Source organism: Vibrio sp. NH-UV-68 (assembly GCF_042940635.1).
Lineage (GTDB): Bacteria > Pseudomonadota > Gammaproteobacteria > Enterobacterales > Vibrionaceae > Vibrio > Vibrio pacinii.
Genome location: NZ_CP134975.1, coordinates 2,742,014 through 2,767,019, shown reverse-complemented (window position 1 = coordinate 2,767,019; position 25,006 = coordinate 2,742,014). Strand labels below are relative to the sequence as shown.

The 25,006-nt window shown below is 45.5% G+C and carries 19 protein-coding genes; 18 read left to right on the top strand and 1 reads right to left on the bottom strand.

Annotated features, from left to right (window positions below):
• Window positions 1-17: 17 nt before the first annotated feature.
• The 14 genes from ViNHUV68_RS12610 (at window position 18) to tldD (ending at window position 17,017) form a co-directional block, all read left to right on the top strand.
• Entirely contained in the window at window positions 18-536 is a 519-nt protein-coding gene (locus ViNHUV68_RS12610; RefSeq protein ID WP_391088401.1) for a prepilin-type N-terminal cleavage/methylation domain-containing protein, read from the top strand.
• Between the two features lie 154 nt (window positions 537-690).
• Window positions 691-1,149 carry a prepilin-type N-terminal cleavage/methylation domain-containing protein gene (locus ViNHUV68_RS12605; RefSeq protein ID WP_391088399.1) on the top strand — a complete coding sequence of 153 codons (459 nt, stop codon included), beginning with the start codon at window positions 691-693 and terminating at the stop codon, window positions 1,147-1,149.
• Window positions 1,149-1,721, top strand: coding sequence for a prepilin-type N-terminal cleavage/methylation domain-containing protein (locus ViNHUV68_RS12600; protein ID WP_038175304.1), 573 nt, complete (start codon window positions 1,149-1,151; stop codon window positions 1,719-1,721). Before ViNHUV68_RS12605 ends, ViNHUV68_RS12600 begins: the two co-directional genes overlap by 1 nt.
• Window positions 1,721-2,431 (top strand): prepilin-type N-terminal cleavage/methylation domain-containing protein, encoded by a 711-nt coding sequence (locus ViNHUV68_RS12595; protein ID WP_391088397.1) that lies wholly within the window; start codon window positions 1,721-1,723, stop codon window positions 2,429-2,431. The genes ViNHUV68_RS12600 and ViNHUV68_RS12595 overlap by 1 nt, the downstream gene beginning before the upstream one ends.
• Complete coding sequence (locus ViNHUV68_RS12590; protein WP_391088395.1) at window positions 2,421-2,873, top strand: MSHA biogenesis protein MshP; 453 nt, start codon at window positions 2,421-2,423, stop codon at window positions 2,871-2,873. Before ViNHUV68_RS12595 ends, ViNHUV68_RS12590 begins: the two co-directional genes overlap by 11 nt.
• A complete protein-coding gene (locus tag ViNHUV68_RS12585; protein WP_391088393.1) occupies window positions 2,870-6,184 on the top strand; it encodes a DUF6701 domain-containing protein in 3,315 nt (1,104 codons plus the stop codon). The genes ViNHUV68_RS12590 and ViNHUV68_RS12585 overlap by 4 nt, the downstream gene beginning before the upstream one ends.
• Window positions 6,185-6,336: 152 nt before the next feature.
• Window positions 6,337-7,380, top strand: a complete 1,044-nt coding sequence (locus ViNHUV68_RS12580; protein WP_100753358.1) for a rod shape-determining protein — start codon at window positions 6,337-6,339, stop codon at window positions 7,378-7,380.
• 52 nt (window positions 7,381-7,432) lie between these two features.
• Window positions 7,433-8,302, top strand: a complete 870-nt coding sequence (mreC, locus tag ViNHUV68_RS12575; RefSeq protein WP_038175310.1) for a rod shape-determining protein MreC — start codon at window positions 7,433-7,435, stop codon at window positions 8,300-8,302.
• Window positions 8,303-8,307: 5 nt separating this feature from the next.
• Window positions 8,308-8,796 (top strand): rod shape-determining protein MreD, encoded by a 489-nt coding sequence (gene mreD, locus ViNHUV68_RS12570; RefSeq protein ID WP_038175311.1) that lies wholly within the window; start codon window positions 8,308-8,310, stop codon window positions 8,794-8,796.
• Window positions 8,797-8,799: 3 nt separating this feature from the next.
• Entirely contained in the window at window positions 8,800-9,360 is a 561-nt protein-coding gene (locus ViNHUV68_RS12565) for a nucleoside triphosphate pyrophosphatase (protein ID WP_038175312.1), read from the top strand.
• A 19-nt stretch (window positions 9,361-9,379) separates the two neighbouring features.
• A complete protein-coding gene (gene rng, locus ViNHUV68_RS12560; protein WP_038175314.1) occupies window positions 9,380-10,849 on the top strand; it encodes a ribonuclease G in 1,470 nt (489 codons plus the stop codon).
• Window positions 10,850-10,858: 9 nt separating this feature from the next.
• Window positions 10,859-14,728, top strand: coding sequence for a YhdP family protein (locus tag ViNHUV68_RS12555; protein ID WP_391088389.1), 3,870 nt, complete (start codon window positions 10,859-10,861; stop codon window positions 14,726-14,728).
• Between the two features lie 11 nt (window positions 14,729-14,739).
• Window positions 14,740-15,561, top strand: a complete 822-nt coding sequence (locus ViNHUV68_RS12550) for a carbon-nitrogen hydrolase family protein (protein WP_038175316.1) — start codon at window positions 14,740-14,742, stop codon at window positions 15,559-15,561.
• A 10-nt stretch (window positions 15,562-15,571) separates the two neighbouring features.
• Complete coding sequence (gene tldD, locus ViNHUV68_RS12545; RefSeq protein WP_038175317.1) at window positions 15,572-17,017, top strand: metalloprotease TldD; 1,446 nt, start codon at window positions 15,572-15,574, stop codon at window positions 17,015-17,017.
• Window positions 17,018-17,161: 144 nt separating this feature from the next.
• Here tldD and arcA read toward each other — a convergent pair whose 3' ends face one another.
• Complete coding sequence (gene arcA / locus ViNHUV68_RS12540) at window positions 17,162-18,382, bottom strand: arginine deiminase (RefSeq protein WP_038175318.1); 1,221 nt, start codon at window positions 18,380-18,382, stop codon at window positions 17,162-17,164.
• Window positions 18,383-18,947: 565 nt separating this feature from the next.
• Between arcA and rraB the strand changes: the two genes are divergently transcribed.
• From rraB to ViNHUV68_RS12520, 4 genes are all read left to right on the top strand, one after another.
• Entirely contained in the window at window positions 18,948-19,370 is a 423-nt protein-coding gene (gene rraB / locus ViNHUV68_RS12535; RefSeq protein WP_391088386.1) for a ribonuclease E inhibitor RraB, read from the top strand.
• A gap of 140 nt (window positions 19,371-19,510) precedes the next feature.
• Window positions 19,511-21,139: a tyrosine-type recombinase/integrase gene (locus ViNHUV68_RS12530; protein ID WP_372243048.1), complete on the top strand. Its 1,629-nt coding sequence runs from the start codon at window positions 19,511-19,513 to the stop codon at window positions 21,137-21,139.
• Window positions 21,140-21,219: 80 nt separating this feature from the next.
• Window positions 21,220-22,980: a hypothetical protein gene (locus ViNHUV68_RS12525; protein ID WP_391088384.1), complete on the top strand. Its 1,761-nt coding sequence runs from the start codon at window positions 21,220-21,222 to the stop codon at window positions 22,978-22,980.
• On the top strand, window positions 22,977-24,995 hold the full coding sequence (locus ViNHUV68_RS12520) for a hypothetical protein (RefSeq protein WP_372243050.1): 2,019 nt from the start codon (window positions 22,977-22,979) through the stop codon (window positions 24,993-24,995). Before ViNHUV68_RS12525 ends, ViNHUV68_RS12520 begins: the two co-directional genes overlap by 4 nt.
• The last annotated feature ends 11 nt before the right edge of the window (window positions 24,996-25,006 follow it).

Genomic DNA, 25,006 nt, shown 5'->3' with positions numbered 1-25,006 from the left:
CATAGAGAGAGTTAACGATGAAAAGACAAAGCGGTTTCACCCTAATTGAATTGGTGGTGGTGATTGTCATTTTAGGTATTTTAGCGGTCACCGCGGCACCGCGTTTTTTGAACTTGCAAGATGATGCTCGTCAAGCAACGTTAGAGGGCTTTAGAGGTGCAGTGGCAGGGGCTATGGGTATTTCTTATGGTCGAGCGGCGGTTTCAGGTATTGAAACAGTGCAATGGACGGCTACAACAACTAACACAATAGATGGAGTTCAGCACTCATTTGGTTATCCAATTGCAGATAATACAAACGGTATTGGTGCTACTATTGATCAGTCTGGTGACTTTATCGTGATTGCTGACTCTGGGGATAGTGGATCTAATGCCGCTACTATTGTATACGGTATTGCAAATTACAGTGGCGCTTGTGTTCGTTATACCGAAGCTAATAATGCAACCACACCAGCAACAGTAGTTCTAGTTGTGCCGGGAGCTGATAGTGAACCTACTACTGCATGTGATGTACCAGCACAAGCACCAGCACCTTAAAACTCGTAGTGGATTCTAAGGCCAGCCTCGCTGGCCTTTTTCTTCTTTCTATATTGCCTTTCCAGTCCTTCGCAAATTTCCTTGAAAAACAACAGCAATTGAATCGGCTAGGTTATACTTAGTGGTAGTTTTTTGACTTTGATTGTTGGCGAGTATGACACGCGTTAAAAACACTGGCTTTACATTGGTTGAACTGATTGTGGTGATCATCTTAGTCGCGATCGTCTCGCTCTATGCGGCCAGTCGCTACATTGGGCGTGGCAGTTTTGCGCCGATGGTCGCGCAAGAGCAGGTCATTTCGGTGATTCGCCAAGTGCAAGTTAATCGTATGCAGTCTAATGGGGCCAACTCATGCGCTGCCGATAGCAAGACCGCGCTTCGAGTTACCTCAACTTGCCTTGGATCCATTGAGGGCTGCACCCTTGCTAATGCTCAGCGCAGTGATAGGGTTTCGATTGACGAGGTTCGCTTCTCTCCAGTATTAAACTGCCTCGAATTCAATTTACTTGGTGAGCCTAGCCAGCGAGTAGAGCTGCAAATTCGTTCTCAATCCTCAATTTGCGCCGTTAGCATTGAAACCAATGGCTACGTGGCGCAAGGGAGTTGCACTTAATGCATAGTCGCCAACGAGTATCATCAGGGTTCACACTGATTGAAAGTGTGATTGTGATTATCGTTATGGGGTTGGCGATGCTCACCATTGCTAACTTTCTCGTTCCGCAAATCGCACGTTCGGGCGATCCGCATTATCAGACTCGCGCGGCCGCTTTAGGTCAAAGTGTGATGACGCAGATTTTGGCGCGCAGTTTTGACCATCATAGTGATTTTCAAGGTGGTTTGGTTCGTTGCTCATCAAGCGACACAGGCGCGACAGATTGCTCTGCGTTCAACGGTAATAGCCGCAGTCTCCGCATTGATAGCGATCGTGGCGAAACGGATGATAATCCTAATCGATATGACGATGTTGATGACTTTATCGGTTGTTGGACGCCAAATGCTACCGCGGGCTGTCACGATCTTAATCATTTAATTGGCGATAGCAATGGCACCTATCGAAACTTTCGCTTGGATATTACGGTGGCTTATGCCAATGCGTCTGATGCGAGTTTAAAACGAATTTCGTTGACCCTATCAGCCAGTAACCACACACCAATTTCGTTTATTGGCTACCGAGGTAACTACTGATGCGTCAGCGTGGTTTTACCTTAATTGAGATGATTTTAACCATTGTCGTCGGTGGTATTTTGGTGTTGGGTATTGCCGGATTTGTCGAGCTTGGCGCACGAGGCTACGCCGACACCGTCGATCGTCAACGCTTGCAGACCCAGGCTAAATTTGTGTTAGAGAAAATGTCTCGTGAAGTGCGCCACGCGGTGCCAAACCTGTTTCGTTCGCAAGATAATTGCGTGTTCTTTTATCCTATTGTGTATTCGGGGTTCTATGCTATCTCGAATAATGATATCGAGTTTATTGTCGGTCAGCGAGATGACCTAGATGCAAGCAGTTTTGACAATTTAGCCATGATTATCAACCCTACCACCAATCTCACTGTACGTGATGATTCATTCTCTTTGACGGGGAGGGTAACGGCCTTAGCCAATCAGGTATTCTCGGTTGCAAATCAAGCCGGTAACCTTAGCAGTGAATCGGTCGCCAAGCGGTATTATATCTTTAATCCCAATCAAGAACGCCGCTATTGTATTGCTTCATTGGCAGGTCAAGGCAGAGTTGAAAGAGATGGCGCGGCCCTGTCAGATTTTGTGGTTAGCGGCGTGTTGGAATACCTGCCAGCCACGGTGCAAAATAATGGCTTAGTGCATACCAATTTAACTTTCGCGCAAAATGGTGAAACAACTAACTTTGAACAACAGATACAGGTGATCAATGTTCCCTAAACGCCAGCGAGGTAACCTCTACATAGTGGTGATATTTGTGCTTGTTGTAATGGGCTTTCTTGCTACCGCACTGAGTCGAATAGAATTATCCAACAGTGATGCGCATACCCGTGACGTTCTGGGCACTCAAGCTTGGTTGTTGAGTCACTCGGTTAACGAGCTAGCCTTGACGCTGTTTTATCCGCTCAGCTCGACAAGCTCTGCAATCGCTGCTCATTGTGATCCTGATGGAAACAGCAATACCAGTGATGTGTCTGTTGAGCTGCAAAATCGAGCCAATCAGCTCATCAGTACAGTGGCAAGTTGCCGTAACGTCACGCTAAGTTGTAACGTAAAAGGGCCCCTTGATGGCGAAACATTTTATCGACTTGAAAGCAGCGTGACTTGTGGCTCAGGGTTATCACAAGTGGTAAGAAGTCAGCAAGTATGGGTGAAGGAATGATGATCAACAAACAATTGGGTATTTTACTATCATTATTTTCTTTGAGCTTGTGGTACTCACCGCTGCTGCTGGCCAATACATGTCAGGTTGACCCTAGTGTGGGATTTAAAGTGGTATTCTCGATTCAAAATTCTGGTTTGAATGAGTCATTAGATGGTATCAAAGCGGTCGGCGGCAACAATACTTCTATCCCGATTTGGACTAATGATGATAGCGTTCCAAACACAAGTGACGGAGCCCCTTTTATTCGAGACCCTGATTTTATGGTGGTTGGCGGAGACTACTCTGTACAGTTGTTATTTTTTCCTGCCGCGAGTGGTAGTAGTGTAGGCCAACTTGATTACTATGTTGATGATGGTTCAGGCTATATTTTTATTGGCTCTTATCCAGCGGACTTGAAGGGGATTCACCCCAATAAAGTTCAGTTATCTGGTGAGGGGACCTTGTCCTTGAGCTGTAACAAACCCGTGGTGCCACCTCCCACTCCTTTACCTGATCTATGTAATTATTTCCCAGAATCTTTGCAAACAAACCGCTACGTGAGGGCAGGTTCAGGTTGGCAGCAATGGGATGGTTATTTGAGTATCTCAGGAGGGAGCGGAGCCGGTAACCGTATCTTTTTAGATCAATTCACTCGTTCACAACCTCTGGCCTTTGCAAGTTCGCAAGTCAATGGCAATAGTAACAATGCGTGTGTTTATAGAGATGGCGTTAATGCTGGCGGTAGCTGTACGGTAAGTCGTGACCGCAACGTGTTTCCTTTAGGACCGCCGCAGCCGAATTCATTTGATTATGGTGGTGAAAATATTGTCTCGCCCAATGGCGGCAATGTCTTGCTTTCACCAGGCTTGTACAACTCTTTTGCTTTTGGAGTTAATGGCAGTTCGATAACGCTTCAGCCCGGTGAGTATTGGGTTAGCAACCTTAACTTCAACAATAATGATATTGCGCTCTACGTTACGGGTAAAGTTGTGTTGCACTACAACCAAATCAACTTTAGTCAAAATAGTCGTGTTTACCTCAATGCGGCGAAGAATGAGGCGGAAGACGGAAGCTTTGATCACAATAACCTGTCACTTATTGGCCATGGAAGTAATGCCCAATTTTATCCGCAACGCGGTAGTGATATCAGACTGAATGGCAATATTTATATATCTATACAGGCGTCGGCGGGGTTTGATGTTAACGCGGTGGATCGCTTTCAAATGCAAGGTTCGATCAGTGCACCAGTGGTTAACTTCCGAGCGACAGACAATAGTTATATCAAAACCAAACCCGTTAGTGGTTGTTATTTGCCTCCAGAAAATCCAATCGTTAACAGTATCGACATTAAACCCTTTAATTACCATTTAACCTGCGAAAACGATCCGCAAGATATTATCGAAGTGCATATATTAGATAGCGATAGCAACTTGGTTTCGGGCCACAGCCCGACGTTAACTCAGGAGGCTGGCAGTAACTTAGTGATCACCAGTCTTGGTGAAGCGAATGGGATCGCACGGTTTCGAGTGCGTACCTCTACGCCAGCCTCGCTAGGTGACTATCTATTAAAAGCCACGCTCAATATCGATGGCGATACCTATGCAGATAGTGATTTTGTTCGTTACGTACCGTATCGATTTCGCCTTGACGATCAAGCGGTCTTTGCTGGGCAAAATACGAATGTCGCCGTAAAGGTTGAAGCTTGTAGCAATGGGAATGTGATTGATCTCGGCTACAGCGGTTCGCCGAGCGCTGCGTTTATCTATAATCGACCTAATAACGCGGTTGTTGATCCAAGTGACTTCTCTTTTAGCGCCGATCTTAACAACAATAACCGTACCGCGGTGATGAACTTTAAAGAGTCAGGACATATCACGGTGAGCGTGGAGGATGAAGGATTCGACTGCTCAGGGCAAGATGACTGTCCTGCTGAAGGAGGAGCGCTCAAAGGCGAATTTTCCGTCTACTCAAGGCCATGGAAAATCGCCATTTGTGATGTCGCTGATAGTACAGCTACGATTGCCAATCCGGCTACGACGACTGCTGCACCTGGCTTTCTTGCCGCAGGCGCTGAGTTTGATGTGACCTATCGTCCGATTGTACACAGTGATTCTCGCAATGGCGCGACGAACGAGTGTGCTTATCCAGTGACGGGGAATTACCCACTTGATAATGGGCCACTCGAATTATCAACCCAGTTAGCCTATCCGAACAATGGTGATAGTGGCGCCATCAGCCCTGGGGTGACGAGCTTTATCCCTAATGATGGGCTGGACAAAACAGTGCGCCACCGCTGGACTCAGGTCGGTACTCTTAAGCTTGAAACCAACGCCAGTTACCTCAATTTAGCGGTTATGCCTGACCAACAAAATATTGGTCGTTTCTATCCCGACTTTTTCACCATCGAAACCAACGCGTGGAATGATCCAACGACAGGAGTGGGTGACCAAGGCTTCACTTATATGAACCAGCCGTTTGAGAATGTCACTGCAACGGTGGGGGCATTTAATCTGCAAGGGGGACCAGTGAGTAATTACGGATTGTTTGCTGAGGAACTGCAGGCCGTGTTCGCCATGGACAATCAAGATAGATTGGAAAACGCTGATGTCGCTAGCTTGGCGACCCAATCGGATTATCAAGGACATCAGTGGGTATTAGATAGTAATGAAATTGTCTGGGCTAAATTATCTGACTTAACCCCAGACGGCCCGTTTAACTACTTTTTTGGTCAGAGCCTTGATGTGAGTTTGACGGTTGCGGAGTCGGTGGTTGGCGATCCGGTGCAATTCAAGCTTTCAGCAAGCGATAGCAATGCCACCACCACCCAAGTGCTTCCTGATGATCAACCGCGATTGGTTTTTGGCCGATATGATCTTACCGATGTCGGTGGTGTCGAAGATGCGACACTGACGGTACCGCTGCAGGTTCAGTATTGGAATGGTTCGCGATTTGTCATTAATCCTGATGACAGTTTCTCTATCTTTGATGGTTCACATTACTGTAGTGAGATGGTTTGGCCTAACGCGGGGGAGTCTGGTGATAATGTGCGTTTAAGTGGCAACGGTGTGCTCGATCAAGGTACTTCTTTAGCGCTGAATGCAACCCAAACTATTGCCGCGCGCGAACAGGTTGAGTTGTGGTTGAGGCTCGATGATAGTGCTTCATCGACAAACTGTAATGGCGTCAATAATGGGCAAGTTTGGTTGATGTACGATTGGGATCAGGATCAAACTAGCGAAGAAAATCCGTCAGCAGTGGTCACGTTTGGTATTTTCCGCGGTAACGACCGAGTAATTTTTCGTGGTGAACCGGGCCTAACCGGGCTGTAATTATTGTCAATTATTTGCCCATCGTTAGGAATCTGTTAGAAATTGCGTGTTTCAGCCCATGTTTACACTTCAATGCCTTGCTGCGGAGGCAAGGCATTGGTACATTTAGTGCAATTTTCTATCTTCTAATTCTTTCAGGACGAGCGAAGAATATGTTCAAAAAACTTCGTGGCATATTTTCAAATGACCTATCTATCGATTTAGGTACTGCCAACACTCTTATCTACGTAAAAGGACAGGGCATTGTCCTCGACGAGCCTTCCGTTGTAGCCATCCGTCAAGATCGCAAAAGCGCCGGAAAAAGCGTCGCTGCGGTTGGTCATGCTGCAAAACAAATGTTAGGCCGTACGCCAGGGAATATCTCTGCGATCCGTCCAATGAAAGATGGCGTTATTGCCGACTTTTATGTGACCGAAAAAATGCTGCAACACTTCATTAAGCAAGTGCACGACAACAGCGTACTCAAACCAAGCCCGCGCGTTTTGGTGTGTGTACCATGTGGTTCCACTCAAGTTGAACGTCGTGCTATTCGTGAATCGGCGCTTGGTGCGGGTGCGCGTGAAGTTTATCTGATTGATGAGCCTATGGCGGCGGCGATCGGTGCTGGTTTACGTGTCTCTGAACCGACAGGTTCAATGGTGGTCGACATCGGTGGTGGTACCACGGAAGTGGCAGTCATCTCACTCAATGGTGTGGTTTATTCGTCGTCAGTCCGTATCGGTGGTGACCGTTTTGATGAAGCGATTATCAATTATGTTCGTCGTAACTACGGCAGCTTGATTGGTGAAGCGACGGCGGAAAAGATCAAACATGAGATCGGTTCAGCCTATCCAGGTGATGAAGTTGAAGAGATCGAAGTGCGCGGACGTAACCTTGCAGAAGGTGTACCACGTAGCTTTAGCCTCAACTCAAACGAAATTCTTGAAGCATTGCAAGAGCCACTAACGGGCATTGTGTCTGCCGTTATGGTGGCACTAGAACAATGTCCACCTGAGTTGGCATCAGATATTTCTGAAAACGGCATGGTATTAACAGGTGGTGGTGCACTACTGAAAGATATTGATCGCCTTCTAACCGAAGAGACAGGGATCCCAGTGGTGATTGCTGAAGAGCCATTGACGTGTGTTGCACGTGGCGGCGGTAAAGCTCTAGAGATGATCGACATGCATGGTGGCGATCTGTTTAGCGAAGAATAATCGAATTCTCTTGGTGAAAGCCAAGAGCAGTAAGATAAGGATCTCATAGTTTATGAAGCCTATTTTTGGCCGGGGACCTTCACTTCAGTTACGCCTATTTTTTGCCATTATTCTATCAGCCAGCTTTATGCTGGCTGATAGTCGTTTAGGTGCATTTGCTCAAGTGCGTTATTTACTCAATAGCTTAGTTGCGCCGATTCAGTACTTAGCCGATGTTCCGCGGGTGATGTTTGATGGCGCTTACGAGCGCTTTAACGTACGCCAAGACTATATGGAAAGTACGCGGGTGCTAAAGCGTGAAGTTCTGCGCCTTAAAAACGATCTGCTACTGCTTGATCAGTATCGTGAAGAGAACCAAAGACTGCGTAAGTTATTGGGTTCATCGTTTATTCGAGATGAGCGCAAGGTCGTGACGGAAGTAATGGCGGTAGATACCTCACCTTATCGTCACCAAGTTGTTATTGATAAAGGCATGATTGATGGTGTTTACGTTGGCCAACCTGTGGCGAATGAGAAAGGCATTGTCGGTCAAGTGACCTTTGTTTCGGCGCACAATAGCCGTGTACTGTTACTCACCGATAGCCTGAGTGCGATTCCGGTACAAGTGATTCGTAACGACATTCGAGTAATTGCGTCAGGCACGGGAAAAAGCGATCGCATTAACCTTGACCATATCCCGATTAGCCTCGATATCGAAGAGGGCGATCTGTTAGTCACCTCGGGCTTGGGCGGTATCTATCCTGAAGGTTTTCCGGTGGCACATGTAGCGAAAGTTGAGCGAGATACGGCACGTGAATTTGCCGTGATTGAGGCCGAACCTGTGGTCGACTTTGAACGTCTGCGTTACCTGTTATTGATCTGGCCAAACGATTCTCGTCAGGAGAAAGTTCAACAAGTATTGCCTGAGAATCTTGAGGAGTAACCGCAATGGCAAATAGTGTACTAAAAGGTAAACTTGTCATTGCTGGCTCGTTTTTGATTGCTCTGACGCTGCAAACTATTCCATGGCCAGGCATGTTGGACTTACTGCGTCCGTCATGGTTGCTACTGGTGACCTGTTACTGGGTGCTGGCTCTGCCGCATCGAGTGAATGTTGGTTCAGCCTTGGTGTTGGGCTTATTGTGGGATTTGCTGCTTGGTTCAACGCTAGGAATTCGCGGCATGATGATGTCGATTGTCATTTATCTGGTCGCGCTCAATTTCCTCGTCTTACGCAATATGGCCTTGTGGCAGCAAGCGATTGTCATTGGCACGATATCCGTGATGTTGGATATTTTGATCTTTTTCGGCGAATACCTGATTCAAGATGTCACATTTAATCCAGTCTCGTTATGGAGCGGTCTAATTAACTGCATTTTGTGGCCGTGGATGTTCTTATTAATGCGTCGGGTACGACGCCATTGGCATATTAGATAGAAAATGAAGCAAACACTGATTCTGGCTTCGGCCTCGCCGCGCCGTAAAGAGCTACTGACTCAACTGGGCTATCAGTTTGATGTCATCAAAACGGATGTTGAGGAACAGCGCCAATCTGGTGAAGGTGCTTACAACTACGTTGCGCGATTATCGCAAGACAAAGCAAGAGCGGCGGTGAAGCTGCAGCCAGATTCGGTAGTGATTGGCTCTGATACGATTGTCGTCTGCGATGAGAAGGTATTGGAAAAGCCGGATGATTTAGCGCATGCTAAACAGATGCTGATGATGCTTTCAGATCGAGCACATCAAGTGATGACAGCCGTGACTGTCATGACTAAAGAGATTCAAGAGACTGTGGTTGTGACCACAGACGTATGGTTTAAACCCTTGTCAGAGCAAGAAATAGAACAATATTGGCAAACGGGTGAGCCATGCGATAAAGCTGGTAGTTATGGAATTCAAGGTCTCGGTGGACGATTTGTCACTCGGATTGAAGGTAGTTATTACGCCGTCGTCGGCTTGCCTCTCTATGAAACTGACCAGCTCTTGCACAAATTCTTATAATTATTTTTGAGGTGCGCTCATGAGTGCAGAGTTGTTGATCAACGTGACCCCGAGTGAAACTCGTGTGGCCATGATTGAAGGGGGAGCCCTTCAAGAAATCCACGTCGAACGTGAAGCAAAGCGCGGTATTGTTGGAAATATTTATAAAGGTAAAGTCAGTCGAGTGCTACCGGGTATGCAGGCGGCTTTTGTTGATATCGGTTTAGAAAAAGCCGCTTTTTTACATGCTTCCGATATTGTCCCGCATACTGAATGTGTTGCAGAGAACGAAAAGCAGCAGTTTCAAGTGCGTGATATTTCAGAGTTAGTTCGTCAAGGGCAAGATATCGTCGTGCAAGTGGTTAAAGATCCACTCGGCACCAAAGGTGCCCGGTTAACCACGGACATCACCTTGCCTTCACGCTATTTGGTGTTTATGCCCGGGGCAAGCCATGTTGGGGTCTCTCAGCGTATCGAAAGTGAAGGTGAACGCAACCGCTTGAAGAAAGTGGTCGGCAAGTATTGTGATGAAGATGGTGGCTTTATTATTCGCACCGCTGCAGAAGGCGCTGACGACAAAGAGCTTTCTCAAGATGCCGCATTTCTTAAGCGTTTATGGTCAAAAGTCAATGAACGTCGCAGCAAGTACAAAACCCGTTCTGCCTTATATGGTGAGCTTGGTTTATCACAGCGTATCTTGCGTGATTTTGTTGGCACCGAATTAAATAAGATCTTAGTCGATTCACGCCAAGAATTTGAAAACCTCAAAGAGTTTACTTCTGAGTATGTTCCTGAACTGACGGACAAGCTTGAGCTTTACGAAGGTGATAAACCGATCTTCGATATGTATGACACCGAAAACGAGATTCAACGCTCTCTGGATCGTAAAGTTGAACTTAAATCGGGTGGCTATTTGATCATCGATCAAACCGAAGCCATGACCACCGTCGACATCAATACAGGTGCGTTTGTCGGGCGTCGCAACCTCGAAGAGACCATCTTTAATACCAATATCGAAGCGACTCAGGCTATCGCTCGCCAACTGCGACTGCGTAATCTTGGTGGGATCATCATTATCGACTTTATTGATATGATTTCAGATGAGCACCGCAATCGAGTATTAGTGTCATTGGCAACGGCGCTGGATAAAGACCGAGTCAAAACCAATATTAACGGTTTCACTCAGCTGGGGCTGGTGGAAATGACACGTAAACGCACTCGAGAAAGCATTGAACATGTTCTGTGTTCGAGCTGCCCAACGTGTGAAGGCCGAGGTAGCGTCAAAACGGTTGAATCTGTCTGTTATGAAATTTTACGTGAAATTACCCGCGTTAATCGTGCTTATGATGCTGATAAATTTGTTGTTTATGCTGCACCTGCCGTGGTCGATGCTTTGCAGGGCGATGAGTCACATGCATTGGCTGAGTTGGAAGTATTTATTGGTAAGCAAGTTAAAATTCAAGCTGAGCCTTTGTACATCCAAGAGCAATTTGACGTTGTCATGATGTAAAGGCAGGTTGTGAATTCCACGCTTACGCGCTTAACGCGATTTTTTCTCTGGTTTACAGTGTCGGTACTGGTGCTATTGGCGATTACCGTCACTGGGCTCCGTATCGCCTTGCCGCAGCTCAACCACTTTCAACCTCAGATCCAAGCTTGGATCAATCAAAGCTCAGGACTTGAGTTTGAAATCAGCGAAATTCACGGTTTCTGGCGTAATACCCATCCGTCAGTTTCGCTGCGTGGGGCTAAGGCTAATACGCCGAAAAGCAGTGGAATTGAGTTTTCTGCTCAAAATGTCGAGATTGAACTCGACCTCTTTCAATCGCTGATTCAACGCCAACCTGTGGTGGCGGATCTGAGTATTCATCAGCTTAACCTCGACATTAGTTCAGTTGAGTGGGTCACTGACAGCGATACGCCGGAGCTTAATCCTCAGGGAGAGCAAAAAACTGTTATCGAGCAACTTGATCAATTGCTGTTGCGTCAGCTAGATAGCTTTTCTCTGAAGCAGTCAAAAATTCACTTCTTAGGTATTGATGGTATACCGCGCGACCTTGAGATTACCCACTTACAGTGGCAAAACGATGGCCGTCGCCATTTGGCCGATGGTGAAGTTAATCTTGCGCAAAGTAATGTTAACTCAGCCAGAGTCAAAGCTGACTTCATCGATCACGGTTCACTCAGTGAGGTCAGTGGTGAATTCTATGCCTCTGCGCAAAATGTTCTTATTACTCCGTGGCTGACTAAGTATTTCCAAAGTGAAATGGGAATTGATAAAGGCCAAGTAAGCTTTAGTAGTTGGTTAACATTAGAACGAAATCAACCAGTTAGCGCTTATGTTGAATTGCAGTCATCCGAGTTGATTTGGCAAGAAGGCAAACGCCATGAGCTGTTTCTAGAGTCAGGTGTTTTAGAACTTGAGCCGCGTAAAAGCGGTTGGCAAGTAAATGCTTACTCACTTAATTTATATACCGATGACAAAGCCTGGCCAGAACTCGACATGGCATTTGATTGGCAGCCGGATGTTTGGCGTATCAACGTTTCTCAGCTTGATGTTGCGGCCATCACACCCCTCTTCAAACTGGTGCCAGAATCCAATACTGCCAATGAGTTTCTCGAAAAATTGTCGCTGGGTGGATTGGTCGAAGACATCCGGATCTCCGCTCATGGAGGCTGGGAGAATCTGCACTATTCGGCCGAGCTTAGTCAGGGCAGTATGTCGCAATGGGAATTGCTGCCAGAGGTACATCAGTTATCAGCGTCGATCGCAGGTAACCTGCAACAGGCGCAGGCCCATGTCACATTGATTGACGATACGTTACCTTATGGTGAGGTGTTTCAAGCCCCGCTGAATATCAAACAAGGTCAAGTTGATCTGGTGTGGCAAAATAGTCAACATGGCTGGAGTTTGTGGGCTGATAAAGTCACTGCCGCCACCCCAGATCTGCAAGTGTTGGGGGCATTTCGTCTTGATTTTCCCGACCACCAAAGCCCATTTCTTTCCTTCTATGCCGAAGCCGACTTATACAACGCGGGTGAAACTTGGCGTTATCTGCCGACCTTAGCGCTTGGTCAAAGTCTCACGGATTATTTAAGTACTGCGATTCAGGCTGGTAAGGTCAATACCGCAAAACTGCTGTGGTATGGGGAATTGGGCGATTTTCCCTATCAAAATAACAATGGCATGTTCCAAGCGTGGGTAGGCTTAAAACAAGCAAAATTCAGCTTTGATACCGCGTGGCCATCGATTACTGATCTTCAGCTCGATTTGCTGTTCCAAAATGACGCCATGTACTTGGACTCTCATAGTGCCACTTTAATGGATGTCGATGCGAAGCGTATTACTGGCCGTATTCCACACTTAGCTCCGGGCGGGCATATTGAAATAGAAGCCCAAGCGGTTGCCGAGGGGAATGCGGTACGTGATTACATGACCGCATCTCCGTTAGTGGATTCGGTTGGCGCTGCATTGACCGCAGTACAAGTCGATGGTCTGGTTGAGTCGAGCTTTCAGCTTAATATTCCGTTTGACAGTACAAAGGAAGCTCGCGCTTGGGGTTATGCCGATCTTGCCGATAATCACGTTACGATTGAAGCGCCGCCAATGACACTGGAAACGGTATCGGGCCGAGTGAAATTTGATAACGACGTTGTCAGTGCGGCAGGCCTTGAAGCGACACTGCTGACGCAGCCAGTGGCGATTGATTTTAGTGGTGAAAACATTGCACAAGGTTATGGTGTGGCAATTGATGTTGTTGGTGATTGGGACATCAAACCACTGACGCCATACCTTGGTAAACATTGGTTAGGCCCAGTTGATGGTCATGCACCATGGCGCATGGATGTCGACATCCAGCTTAATGATGTCGGTTTTACCTATCAAGTTGATACCGAAGCAGATTTAAAGTTGGTAAGTAGTCACTTACCACAGCCTTTAGCGAAATCGTTTGGCGAGGCAGGGAAAGCTCGCTTGCAAGCTTCGGGTAATCAAGAAAGCATTACGGCGCGAGTGCAAATCCCCAACTTTAAATATCAAGCTGAAATTGATATTCGACCGAACGTTCCTGTTCTGACCGATACCAATTTAGTACTTGGCAAAGGCAGTTTTAAAATTAGTCCTGTGGTGGGTCATCAAGCGCAGATCAGGCTCGATTCATTCGACTTAGATGATTGGCTTGAAATGTTGAGTGCAGATCAAGGGCCGTCTCAAGCGATACTGGCAAAGTTAAAAACGCCTGAAATCCCTTTTCCTGCAAGAATTGATATTGATGCCAAGGAGTTGCGTATTGCAGGCATCGACTGGAATGATGTCGACTTTAGCGCTAAGCGCAAAGGGTTGGGTTGGTATCTCAGCTTGGATAGCCAAGAAGCCAAAGGCGAGGCGAATTATCTGGATCCGTATGACTTGTCTGTGGCGCTAGAACGATTGCATGTCTACGTCCCGGCATTGGATGAAGAGCGTCAAGAACCATTGATGTTTGAGCCAGAAAATTCTGACCGACCACTGATCAGTGCGTTTGAGCGTCAGGTTCATCAGCAAATTCCTAATATCACGCTGACCATTGATGATTTTTGGCTACAGGGCTATCGGGTTGGCAAGGCGCATCTCGATTTACAGCGTCAAGGCGATAAACTTGAGTGGAAAAATCTCACATTTGAAAGCGGCACCAACCGAGCCGATATCAAGGGCTGGTGGTTACTGAATGAAACACAAAGTCACACTCAATTTGATATCCACATCTCGGGCGAAAATAACAGTGACGTGATGGAGCGCTTTGGTATTACCAGCGGAATTCAACGTGCGCCTTTTGATATCACCGCCGATGTGCAATGGGATGGCTCGCCTTGGTCTGGGCGGATGGATACCCTCTCGGGCGAGGTCTCGACTAAGCTAGGTAAAGGGTTCATTTCTGATGTCAGTGGCGCGGCAAGATTGCTGGGGTTATTTAGTTTAGATTCGATTATTCGTAAAATGCAGCTTGATTTCAGTGATGTGTTTGACAAAGGGATGGCATTTAATTCGATTACTGGCAGTGGCTCGATTCGTAACGGTATTTTTCTTACTAATGATATCGAGATGGATGCAGTGGCCGGTGAAATGACCATCAAAGGTCTAGCCAATCTAAATACCCGTATGGTCGATGCCGAAGTGAAGTTCGTACCGGATATAACGTCAGGTCTGCCAGTACTGACGGCTTTTGCAGTGGCACCACAGACCGCTTTGTATGTTTTGGCCATTACCACGGTGATTTCACCTGTCGTTGAAGTGTTTACTCAGGTTGACTATCAAGTCAAAGGGCCGTTAGATGCACCTGTCGTTAAAGAGCTGTCACGCAGTAGAGGTGAATTTAAATTACCAGAGAAACTGCGCACAGTGATTGAATAAGGATAATACTCATGGAACGAGTCGGTTTAATACAAATGACCTCAGGGCCCGACCCTGAGCTCAATTTATCGTACATTAAACAGCAGGTGATGCAGCTTGCGCAGCAGGGAGCTGAACTGATCGTCACGCCAGAAAATGCTTTAGTGTTTGGTAGTCGTAGTGATTACCATCAAGTGGCTGAACCTCTGGCTGATGGACCACTACAAAAAGCGCTTGCCAGTATCGCCGATGAATATGGTGTGTGGCTACTTATCGGCAGTATGCCGATAAGCCGAAATAATGGCGTAACAACCACCTGTTTACTGTTTTCACCACAGGGTGAGTTGGTGTGTCACTATGATAAGTTGCACATGTTTGATGTTGATGTCGCCGATGGTCATCAACGTTACCGCGAGTCAGAAACGTTCACGCCAGGTCAGCAAGTCGTCGATTACAGCACGCCATTTGCCCACCTAGGCCTGACGATCTGTTATGATGTACGCTTTCCTGCACTGTATAGTGAACTGGCGCGATTAGGCGCTAATGTGATCACTGTCCCAGCGGCCTTTACGGCTGTCACTGGCCGCGCCCACTGGCAAACATTACTGCGCGCGCGTGCGATTGAAACACAAGCTTGGGTGATTGCCGTCAATCAAGTGGGCACCCATCCCTGCGGTCGTGAAACATGGGGGCACTCAATGGTGATTTCGCCATGGGGTGAGGTGATCGCTTCACTGACCGATCAAGTCGGTAATATATTGGTCGATATCGACTTAAGCCAAGTAGAACAATTAAGAGCAGCCATGCCGATTCGTCAGCATGCTCGATTCAGCAACCAGTTACAAAAAGAGTAAGAGCACATATATGACTATAAACCACGTAGAAAATGCGTTGCTAAAACCCGCCGGTTTGGGAGAAAAAGAGATCATCGACACGTTGGCGAGTATTGCAACTCGTCAAATCGATTATGCAGATATCTATTTTCAATCTAGCTGGCATGAATCGTTAGTGCTTGAAGACAGCATTATTAAAGATGGCTCGTTTAACATCGATTGTGGTGTCGGTGTACGCGCGGTCGCTGGTGAGAAAACTGGCTTCGCTTACTCAGATCAGATTCAACTCGAAGGCCTTAAGCAGAGTGCCCATGCGGCGCGAGGTATCGCACAGCAAGGTCAAAATGGTCAGCTTCAAGCGTTTAAGCGCAATGAGAATCAGCATTACTATGCTGCTGTTAACCCACTGGAAAGTTGGGCAAAAGAACAAAAAACACAACTGCTGAAAGAGTTGGATGCTTATATTCGTACTAAAGAGCCGTTGATTAAAGAAGTCTCGATTAGTCTAAGTGGTGTGCATGAGCAAGTGTTGGTTGCAGCAACCGATGGCACCTATGCTGGTGATATTCGACCATTGGTGCGTTTATCGATCAGTGTGCTGGCACAACAGGGTGAGCGCCGCGAGCGAGGTAGTGCTGGTGGCGGTGGTCGCTTTGACTATGACTTTTTCCTCAGTGAGAGTGAAGGGGCTAAAGTCGCTTACCAATATGCCGATGAAGCAATTCGTACCGCGTTGGTTAATTTAGCTGCGGATGCTGCTCCTGCAGGGACGATGCCTGTTGTTCTCGGTTCTGGCTGGCCTGGTGTATTACTCCATGAAGCGGTCGGACATGGCTTGGAAGGCGACTTTAATCGTAAAGAGGCTTCTGTCTTTAGCGGTAAGATTGGTCAAAAGGTGACTTCTGATCTTTGTACTATCGTTGATGATGGTACGCTAAAAGATCTGCGTGGTTCACTTAATATCGATGACGAAGGGGTGAATGGTCAATACAACACCTTAATCGAAAACGGTGTGTTAAAAGGCTATATGCAAGATAAGCTCAATGCTCGTTTGATGGGAGTTAGCCCAACGGGTAATGGCCGCCGTGAGTCTTATGCGCACCTGCCGATGCCACGGATGACCAATACCTATATGTTGCCTGGACAGCATACTCCTGAAGAGATTATTTCAACCGTGAAGAAGGGCTTATATGCACCGAACTTTGGTGGTGGGCAAGTGGATATTACCTCAGGTAAGTTTGTGTTCTCAGCATCGGAAGCGTATTTGATTGAAGACGGAAAAATCACTCGTCCCGTCAAAGGGGCCACGCTGATCGGTTCTGGTATTGAAGCGATGCAGCAAGTCTCTATGGTCGGTAACGATCTCAGCATTGACCGTGGTGTTGGTGTGTGTGGTAAAGCGGGTCAGAGTATTCCTGTCGGGGTTGGTCAGCCGACGCTTAAGTTAGATTCAATTACGGTCGGTGGTACTGAGTAAAGCCAGAGCAGGCTTCGCCTTTCGAGAGATGAGAGCGGCGATATCGTTGAAAGTTATTAACGGTGACTGTTCTCGTTTATTCCTAATCGCCTGAAAGTAAAAGAAAAGGGTTGGCACATAGTGCCAACCCTTTAAATTTTCTCGCTAAATCCCATCACGTTCAATAGGGCAACTCATACAGCGTGCACCGCCACGGCCACGTCCTAGCTCGTTGCCCGGAATGGTCAACACTTCAATGCCTGCCTTATCGTATTTCTCATTGGTATAAACATTACGCTCATAGCCGATCACCACTCCCGGCTTAACCGTAAGTACGTTATTGGCGTCATTCCACTGTTCGCGTTCAGCTTCATAGCTATCACCACCGGTGGTAATGATCTTAAGGTAGTCAAGATCAAGCGCTTGTTCGATTGCGTGGATAAAGCTTGGCACTTTTTCGACCTTCATCTCACCGCCATCTTTAGCGGTTAAACTCCAGGTGTTAAGGTCTTTACGCATGATTTCTGGGTAAACAGAAAACGTGTCGATATCCATATGCGTCATAACGGTATCAAGGTGCATGCAAGAGCGGTGTTTTGGTAGCTCAATTGCAATCACTTGTTTGGCCTGGCCATGTTTAAACAAGTTTGCCGCAAGGTTTTCAACACCTTGAGCCGTGGTCCGTTCAGACATCCCGACCAAAACGGCGCCCTTGCCGATAACCAGAACATCACCGCCTTCAATATTCGCGTTGTCGTAATGCAGATCTTCATCGCCAAAGTACTTGATGAAGTCTTGTCCAGCAAAGACTGGATGCCAGCGATAGATGGCTCGAAGGTGGTTGGTTTCACGCTGACGGGCCGCTTTCATCATTGGGTTGAGCGACACACCACCGTATACCCAACATGAGGTATCGCGTGTGAAAAGGTGATTAGGTAACGGCTCAATCACAAAGTCGAGCGGCCGATGCATACTTGGTAGCATTGAGGCGGACTGAATGGGTAGCTCTGAGTAAGCCAGGCCCCCAAGCAGTATCGTGGCGAGATGGTCGTTATCCATATCTAATAAGTAATGGCGTAAATCTCTGGCGAAAGTGGGGCCGTAGCGCAAATCTGAAATTTGCGTATTGAGTAGCCAGCTTTTTGCTTCCTCGACGGCTAAGGTTTCAACCAACAGATCGTGCAGTAGTAACACCTCGACGCCTTGGTTTGTCAGTGTCTGAGCAAACTTATCATGCTCTTCACCAGCGGCCTCGACAGCGAGAACGTCATCAAACAGTAATTCGTGACAGTTTGAAGGGGTGAGGTGGGTGAGTGCGCGCTCAGGTCGGTTTAACAATACTCGTCTTAATTGACCAACTTCTGAGCCTACGTACAACTTACTCATCATGTATCCTTACTTATTATTCCTGAGCCTAGTTATGTCAAGATTGTTATAAAGATGCAAGCCTATTTAATGGATGGATGAGTGGCTAAAAATGGATATGTTAGTCATATGTTCTGATGTGTGGTGGTTTTATGCGAACTATCACTATTGTTGACTTTTGTTACTCAGGCGTTGAACTGCGTTGCTATTCGTCTCGATTGGCGGTCATGAATGCGAAATGCCGCTATAATCGAGCATAGCTATGCAGATATCAGCAAGGTGGATTAAAATAGTCATGTTTTTATTCATTTCCCACCTTGCTTGGGATATGCAAATAGACAAGATAAAAACGCATAAAGCCTAAGCATAACCAGCTTTAGCCGCACAGATAGAATGTTCTGAATTACCACATTGCTAAAAAAATGTTAATTGTCATTGTTGTGAAGTGGATCTTACTTGATCGCTAGCAATTCTGCGGATAAAGATCTGGATCTTGGCCGATTTCAGGTAGTATTTTCACTGGATCCATGCGATATTTCACCGCTGTTACTTATGATCAATTTTGTCACTATCTGGAGCACGACATATGTCTCATGAAGATGAATATCTATCTGTTGAAGCGTTAATTGAAATTCAAAAAGAGGATACTCGCGATATCATTCAAGCCTTATTGGAAGATGGCAGTGATCCAGATGCTTTGTACGATATTGAACATCATCTTTTTGCTGAAGATTTCAACACACTAGAAAAAGCGGTAGTTGAAGCGTTCAAGATGGGCTTTGAAGTCCTTGAAGCTGAAGAGACAGAAGACGAAGATGGCAAAAAGTTACTCTGCTGTGATGCGACCATGGAGTCGACACTAAACGCAGAAGCGATTGATGCGCAAGTTGAAAAACTGATCCATCTTGCTGAAAAATACGACATCATCTATGACGGCTGGGGCACTTACTACGAACACCCCTACGATTCTGATGAGTATGAAGACCCAGACGATTTTGATGAAGATTAAAAGTGCGAATTTATGAGAGCCTTGCCACATGGTGAGGCTTTTTTTTAACTCTTTTTTAATTTTTGTTAACCATACACTTTTAATGGTGAAAAGGTGTGATATGGTAAGTGGTGACTAGAGAATGAATTGGCGATATTCAAGTGACTGATATTATTTACGACATCAAGACAAAAACAATTAAGCACTTCACTTATCGAAAACCATCAGTGTTCATTGATGATAATGGTGAGCCTCAATACCAATACTCTCCAAACAAAGACAATCATACGCACATCAAGAAGATTATCTTCCTGAGTCTAGTTGGTTACGAGAAAGTAAATCTGCTAGATGAGAACGATAAACCAATTAAAGATGAACATGGTAATCCAATTTTCGTTAAAGGAGATTTGGTTTCCTACGAACCAATGAATTACGTAAATGAGTTCATCCTTGCAAAACACGTTGTCGATGACAAAGAAGACGCTCAGCAAGCTTCTAAAGCTCTCGTTCACTTTTTCAGGTTTATATTAGATGCTCAGGCAAAATGGGACGCTAAATATGATAACGAAGATTACGATCCTTTAATCGACCCTCCCCGCCCTGCATGGGATAGTTTTTCTCCTAGAAAAAACCAACGTGTCACCACTATGTATAGAAATGCTGTCCAAAGGACTACTCTCGATGGCACAGGATTATCTAAAACTACTGCAATGTCATACGTGCGTTCAATGATTGATTTTTACAAGTACCACCTCAGGCAGGGCATGAAATTTAATAACCCACCATTTGAATTTGAGACCTTCCTGATTGATATCGATAACAGCGGCACTAACATGAAGGCTCATAAGCGTAAAGAGGTGCAAACTACCGACCTTCGATTAAGTTTCGCAAAATCTAAGCAAAATGATGGTGGAAGGCTACCTAATGCTCGACGTGAGTTAAAGCCGCTTGCCAATAGTGAATGGAAGGCAATTAAAAACATTCTTGTTCAGACTAAACGAGTGCTCAAGAACGTTAAGGGTGACGAAAAGCTAGTAAGTCTGCCTGAGGAGTATTGTTTGCTGTTTTGCCTTCTTCGTTATACAGGTCTGCGCAAGGAGGAGGGGGCGAGTTTACATCTAGGCCAAATCATTCGTCCTAATACGGAAGGCGTTATGTTGAGGCTTGGTGTTGGTGACCAATATGGCTCTCTGACTAAAGATCCTAGTGGCGGCTATAATAATAAATCTCGCCGTACAATTATCCCTAGCTCATTGATGCTTGAGCTTTACCAATATAGCCATTCTGAAAGATATAAAAATCGTTTTGAGAAATTTAGAGAGAGGTGTTTGGTTGAGAGAGAAGCTGGCAATGATGCGTACTTTGATGGTGTTGATGGTGTTGATGAGGCGAAGAAATATCTTTTTATTAGCAACTCAGGTGTTCCGTTTTTTAAGAAATTGGAAGAAATCAATACTCGATGGAATGAGGTAAGAAAAACCGCAAGGATGAATCTGGTCAATGATATTGATGCAGTAGTTCATAATCTTCGCGCTACTTTTGCTGTTTCTATTTTTCGGACGTTGTTGAAAAAAATGAGCGCTGACGATGCGCTAGCACGAGTGTCAGCACTCCTTGGGCATGAAGACCTATCTACCACGTTGCTTTACTTAAAAGTAGCTCAAGAGCAGCCAACAGGTGACGAAATTTGGGAGGATGTGCTGGATTATCTCGGTGTGTTCGATGAGGAAGATGAGGTGGATAACCTCCCTGAGGTCGAAAAAACTTATAAAAAAGAGGCATCTCAATGAGTCGTAAAACTCGCTCTAAATCCGTTGAACTTGATGATGACTTTTATGGGCAACCCGCCGCCACGGTTGAGCCGCTCCATTTGTCAGAATTAAAGCTGAAGTGTGATGGGGGTACAACCCACATTGATCAACTTGTATATAAAGGTGCGCCTAACTACGCCCCAAAAGGTGAAAAAATAAAGGGGGTGGACTACATCCCTGTGTTGAGTCGAGAGCGCTTTGTGCGGGATATCTACCTGCTGCTAAAAACAGACTTTAATCGCACTAAGAAACGATATTTTGAGCATTTGAGGTCTTATATTCGTTGGCTTGATACCATTCAACGAGAGCCGATTGACGGTGATTATTTTCACCCTGACCTCTATAACGCCTACATGGATTATCACCAAGAGAAATGTAACCGAGGTGAGCAAAAGTTAGGAACCTGGAATGGCGCAAAGCAGATGTTGAGTTTCTTTCTTACATCCCATAACCGCAGTCTAGAAGCGAAGGGACTAAAGTCGATTAAAGGGACAAAAAAAGAGACTGAATCCCACAAAGGGATTGATGTTTCTGGTGAGTTCAAACCGTTAGTTCGATGTTTCATTGCGGCTTTTGGTCAATTTAGAAAGCACTTTCTTGAAGGAACTCGGCCTGATATTCATCCTTTCTGGAATGAACAGAGGTTTAATCAGGTGGCTCAAAAAGAAGGATGGACGGTAAGAAAAAGAGCCCATCAAAAAAATAGTTTTAAAACCTCTGTGTGTAACGAAAATGCAACACGTAACCAGTTTACTCGGCTGGCTTCTATATTGGCATTCTGCTTCACAGGTCAGAACACGACCCCTCTCTTAAATCTTCGTTTTAGCGATGTGAGATTTACAGATGAATCACATGGAAAAATGTACTTTGATATGACCAAAGCCCGCGCAAAACATCTAGGTTTTGACACCTCTATGGGGTTTCATAAAAAGACTCAAGAGTTCTTCCATCAATGGTTGGAAATATCCAAGGAGCTTCAGAAGGAGTCAGGCACTGATTGGGTTTTTCCTCACTTTATGCAGTCGGGTGAAATAAGAGGGTGTGTTGAAGCGGGGCGAACCACGCCTCAAAAGAGTATTAATAGTTTTACGAAAAAATTAGGGCTTGCCCATATCACTCCTTCGATATTGCGCCAAACCAAGATCGACACGTTAATGAGGGTGACTGAGGATATTTACTTGGTCTCGATGTCAGCGAATAACGACGTTAAAACGATTCAGGCTAGTTATGCTCATGGCAACGAAAGTGACCATCAACGCAGTCTTGCTGCGACAAATGAAGCTCTGTATGACGCTGTGAAAAATGGAACAGACCCTCATGAGGCAGCAAGTCAGGCAAAGTTCAGCTACGCCGATGTGTTGAGTGATTATGACTATAAGCGGCTACGCAAAGAAGAACGGGAAAATGACGCACAAACGCCACTTGGTGTTCGCTGTAAAGATGCGACGAAAGGCGCAGCAAATACCATTAAGAAAAATTTAGAAAAAATGGGCATTAAACAGTCAGAAGAGAAAAAATGTACCGACTTTCTCGGCTGTTTTGAATGTGAATATCATCGGTTGGTGTCTGAGGTAGAAGATATTTGGTTGATGATGTCCTTTAATGATACGTTGCAACAAATGAAAGACTATCCAGCAATTAATAGCTTGCCAACGGATAAATTTCACAAGTTGTGTAACACCATAAAATCGATTCTAACGCGATTTAAAGTGGTTTCCCCTGATAATTATGCTCAAGCTCAGGAAAAACATAGCGACTCCCCCCACCCGCTTTACAGCGATGGATACAGCCTAAAGGACTTACTGGAAGCATTTTCATGAATGATCACAAACGCAACACTCACAATAACGTGACTTCACTAGCGCCTTTTCAGAAGTCTCCAAGGGCTTTTTTTATGGAAGGGTTAGATAAAATCGATGCTACAGATAAGCCATACCACGTTGATGAGTGGGATTTCTCTCCCTCGCATACGGCTGGGGTTCGATATAGCTTAACCGTGAGTTTTAGGGCAACAAAGTCTGAATATATTAACGGAATACAGGATGCGCTCTATAAGATATATCACCATTACAAGGATAAAAACTCATCGTATTTATCAGTCAATTATATGGATCAACTAAAAAATGGATTGCAGCATATTGCAGGCTGCTTAGATGGCACAGAATGGCACAACCTAGAAAATAACCGTGGGTGGAAGTCCTTTCTTCGTCAACTGAAACAAAAGAAACTTCGCTCTGGCACTATTCAACAAATTCTTCAGTCATTGAACAAACTGACGGAGTGTAGGGAGTTAAACGTCTACATTGATTCAAAGGCGCTAGAGAAGTGCGCATCCAATAGTGAAACGAAACAACATGTCGCTATTCCGCATCGATTGTATCAGCGCATCCTGTCTCATGCCCTAGAAGTTGTTGAAAAGTATCACCCCTATCGTGATGACATCTCAAATATTATGAGTCAGGCGTATGATATTCAGGAGCGGGTAAGGTCAGGGGAAAGACTTGCTACTGACGGTCGTGGTAATGGACGTGATGAACTCTCAATGTCACCTGGTGCAATTAATTTGAGAGTTAGGCACGCTATAAAGCGCATAGTTCATGATATTCCTGACTTTGATATAAGGCTAGATGGTTCTCAGCTCTCTGATATTCTGGTCAGTTGTCTAATCGTTACTCAGGGGTTTTCAGGGGTTCGAATTGGTGAGGCGGTAAGTTTTAATGCCAATAGTGCTGATGAAGTCATCGTTAATAGTAACAAGGTCACTGTCCTTATAGGGGAAACAACCAAAGGTTATAATGCCAAGCCTAAGACTGTTACATGGCAATCGCATCCCGTAGCTAAAGTTGCACTAGAGCTAGCCTACGACATGATGGCGGCTAACCGAGCGCTTTATCAAAAGGAGGTTGATGAAAAAGAAAGACAAGGTGAAACCCCTGAAATTATTAACCATTTGAGAAGGCAGTTGGAGTCAGTATTTATACGGCCTCAAGCAACAAAGCACGCAAGTAATAACTACATATTCAATCCGAAGAAGGCTCTGAAAAAATTTATTAAAAACTTAGACTACAGGGCAACCATTGAAGATGTTGAAGAATTTAATATGCTCAATCCAACAAGAGAGAGAGAGCTAAAAGTTGGTGGTATATACTCAGGTTTGTCTTCTCACGACTTTAGACGAACTTTTGCGGTATTTTTCGTTCGGTACGGATTTGGTACAGCCTCTGGGATTAAATTTCAGTTCAAGCACGAAAATATCAACATGTCAGGCTACTATGCCAACAATGCTGAACTTGCGCAGATGAATGACCTTCTGATGGATGAAGAAATCCTTGAAGACCTGAAAGAGGCAGGTATTGATTTAGGTGTTGACCTTTTTGATGAAATCTTTAACCAAAGCGAGCACTTGAGCGGTGTTAAAGGTGAAGCAATTATGCAAGACCGAATGAAGAAGCTAGAGGCAGGAGAAAGTATCTTCATGACTCGTGAGGATATTGAGGAAAACCTTCGTCGCGGGAACTTCCATATTATGCAACTCCCTAGTGGTGCCTATTGTACTAATGGTTCTTGTGACCGAGTGTGTGGAACTTTGGCATTTCGTGCAGAAGTCAAAGAGTGTGCTCACAAGGTGGTTTCGGATAAAGGGGCTAAAGTGATTGCTAAACAACGAGATCGACTGATTGCTAAGTTTACGAACCTGAACACTGGCGATCCACTGAAAAGCTCGATTCTGACTGGTTTAAAACAGAAAATTCAAGTGGAAGAACTGACGCTTAAGGCGCACGAAATCTCTTACACGCCATTTAACGATGAAATCATCTTTAATAGCGCTAGTTAAGAGATGGAGTC

Coding starts and splice junctions, on each gene's coding strand:
- ViNHUV68_RS12610 (WP_391088401.1), top strand. CDS start 18: ATGAAAAGACAAAGCGGTTTCACCCTAATTGAATTGGTGGTGGTGATT.
- ViNHUV68_RS12605 (WP_391088399.1), top strand. CDS start 691: ATGACACGCGTTAAAAACACTGGCTTTACATTGGTTGAACTGATTGTG.
- ViNHUV68_RS12600 (WP_038175304.1), top strand. CDS start 1,149: ATGCATAGTCGCCAACGAGTATCATCAGGGTTCACACTGATTGAAAGT.
- ViNHUV68_RS12595 (WP_391088397.1), top strand. CDS start 1,721: ATGCGTCAGCGTGGTTTTACCTTAATTGAGATGATTTTAACCATTGTC.
- ViNHUV68_RS12590 (WP_391088395.1), top strand. CDS start 2,421: ATGTTCCCTAAACGCCAGCGAGGTAACCTCTACATAGTGGTGATATTT.
- ViNHUV68_RS12585 (WP_391088393.1), top strand. CDS start 2,870: ATGATGATCAACAAACAATTGGGTATTTTACTATCATTATTTTCTTTG.
- ViNHUV68_RS12580 (WP_100753358.1), top strand. CDS start 6,337: ATGTTCAAAAAACTTCGTGGCATATTTTCAAATGACCTATCTATCGAT.
- mreC (WP_038175310.1), top strand. CDS start 7,433: ATGAAGCCTATTTTTGGCCGGGGACCTTCACTTCAGTTACGCCTATTT.
- mreD (WP_038175311.1), top strand. CDS start 8,308: ATGGCAAATAGTGTACTAAAAGGTAAACTTGTCATTGCTGGCTCGTTT.
- ViNHUV68_RS12565 (WP_038175312.1), top strand. CDS start 8,800: ATGAAGCAAACACTGATTCTGGCTTCGGCCTCGCCGCGCCGTAAAGAG.
- rng (WP_038175314.1), top strand. CDS start 9,380: ATGAGTGCAGAGTTGTTGATCAACGTGACCCCGAGTGAAACTCGTGTG.
- ViNHUV68_RS12550 (WP_038175316.1), top strand. CDS start 14,740: ATGGAACGAGTCGGTTTAATACAAATGACCTCAGGGCCCGACCCTGAG.
- tldD (WP_038175317.1), top strand. CDS start 15,572: ATGACTATAAACCACGTAGAAAATGCGTTGCTAAAACCCGCCGGTTTG.
- arcA (WP_038175318.1), bottom strand. CDS start 18,382: ATGAGTAAGTTGTACGTAGGCTCAGAAGTTGGTCAATTAAGACGAGTA.
- rraB (WP_391088386.1), top strand. CDS start 18,948: ATGTCTCATGAAGATGAATATCTATCTGTTGAAGCGTTAATTGAAATT.
- ViNHUV68_RS12520 (WP_372243050.1), top strand. CDS start 22,977: ATGAATGATCACAAACGCAACACTCACAATAACGTGACTTCACTAGCG.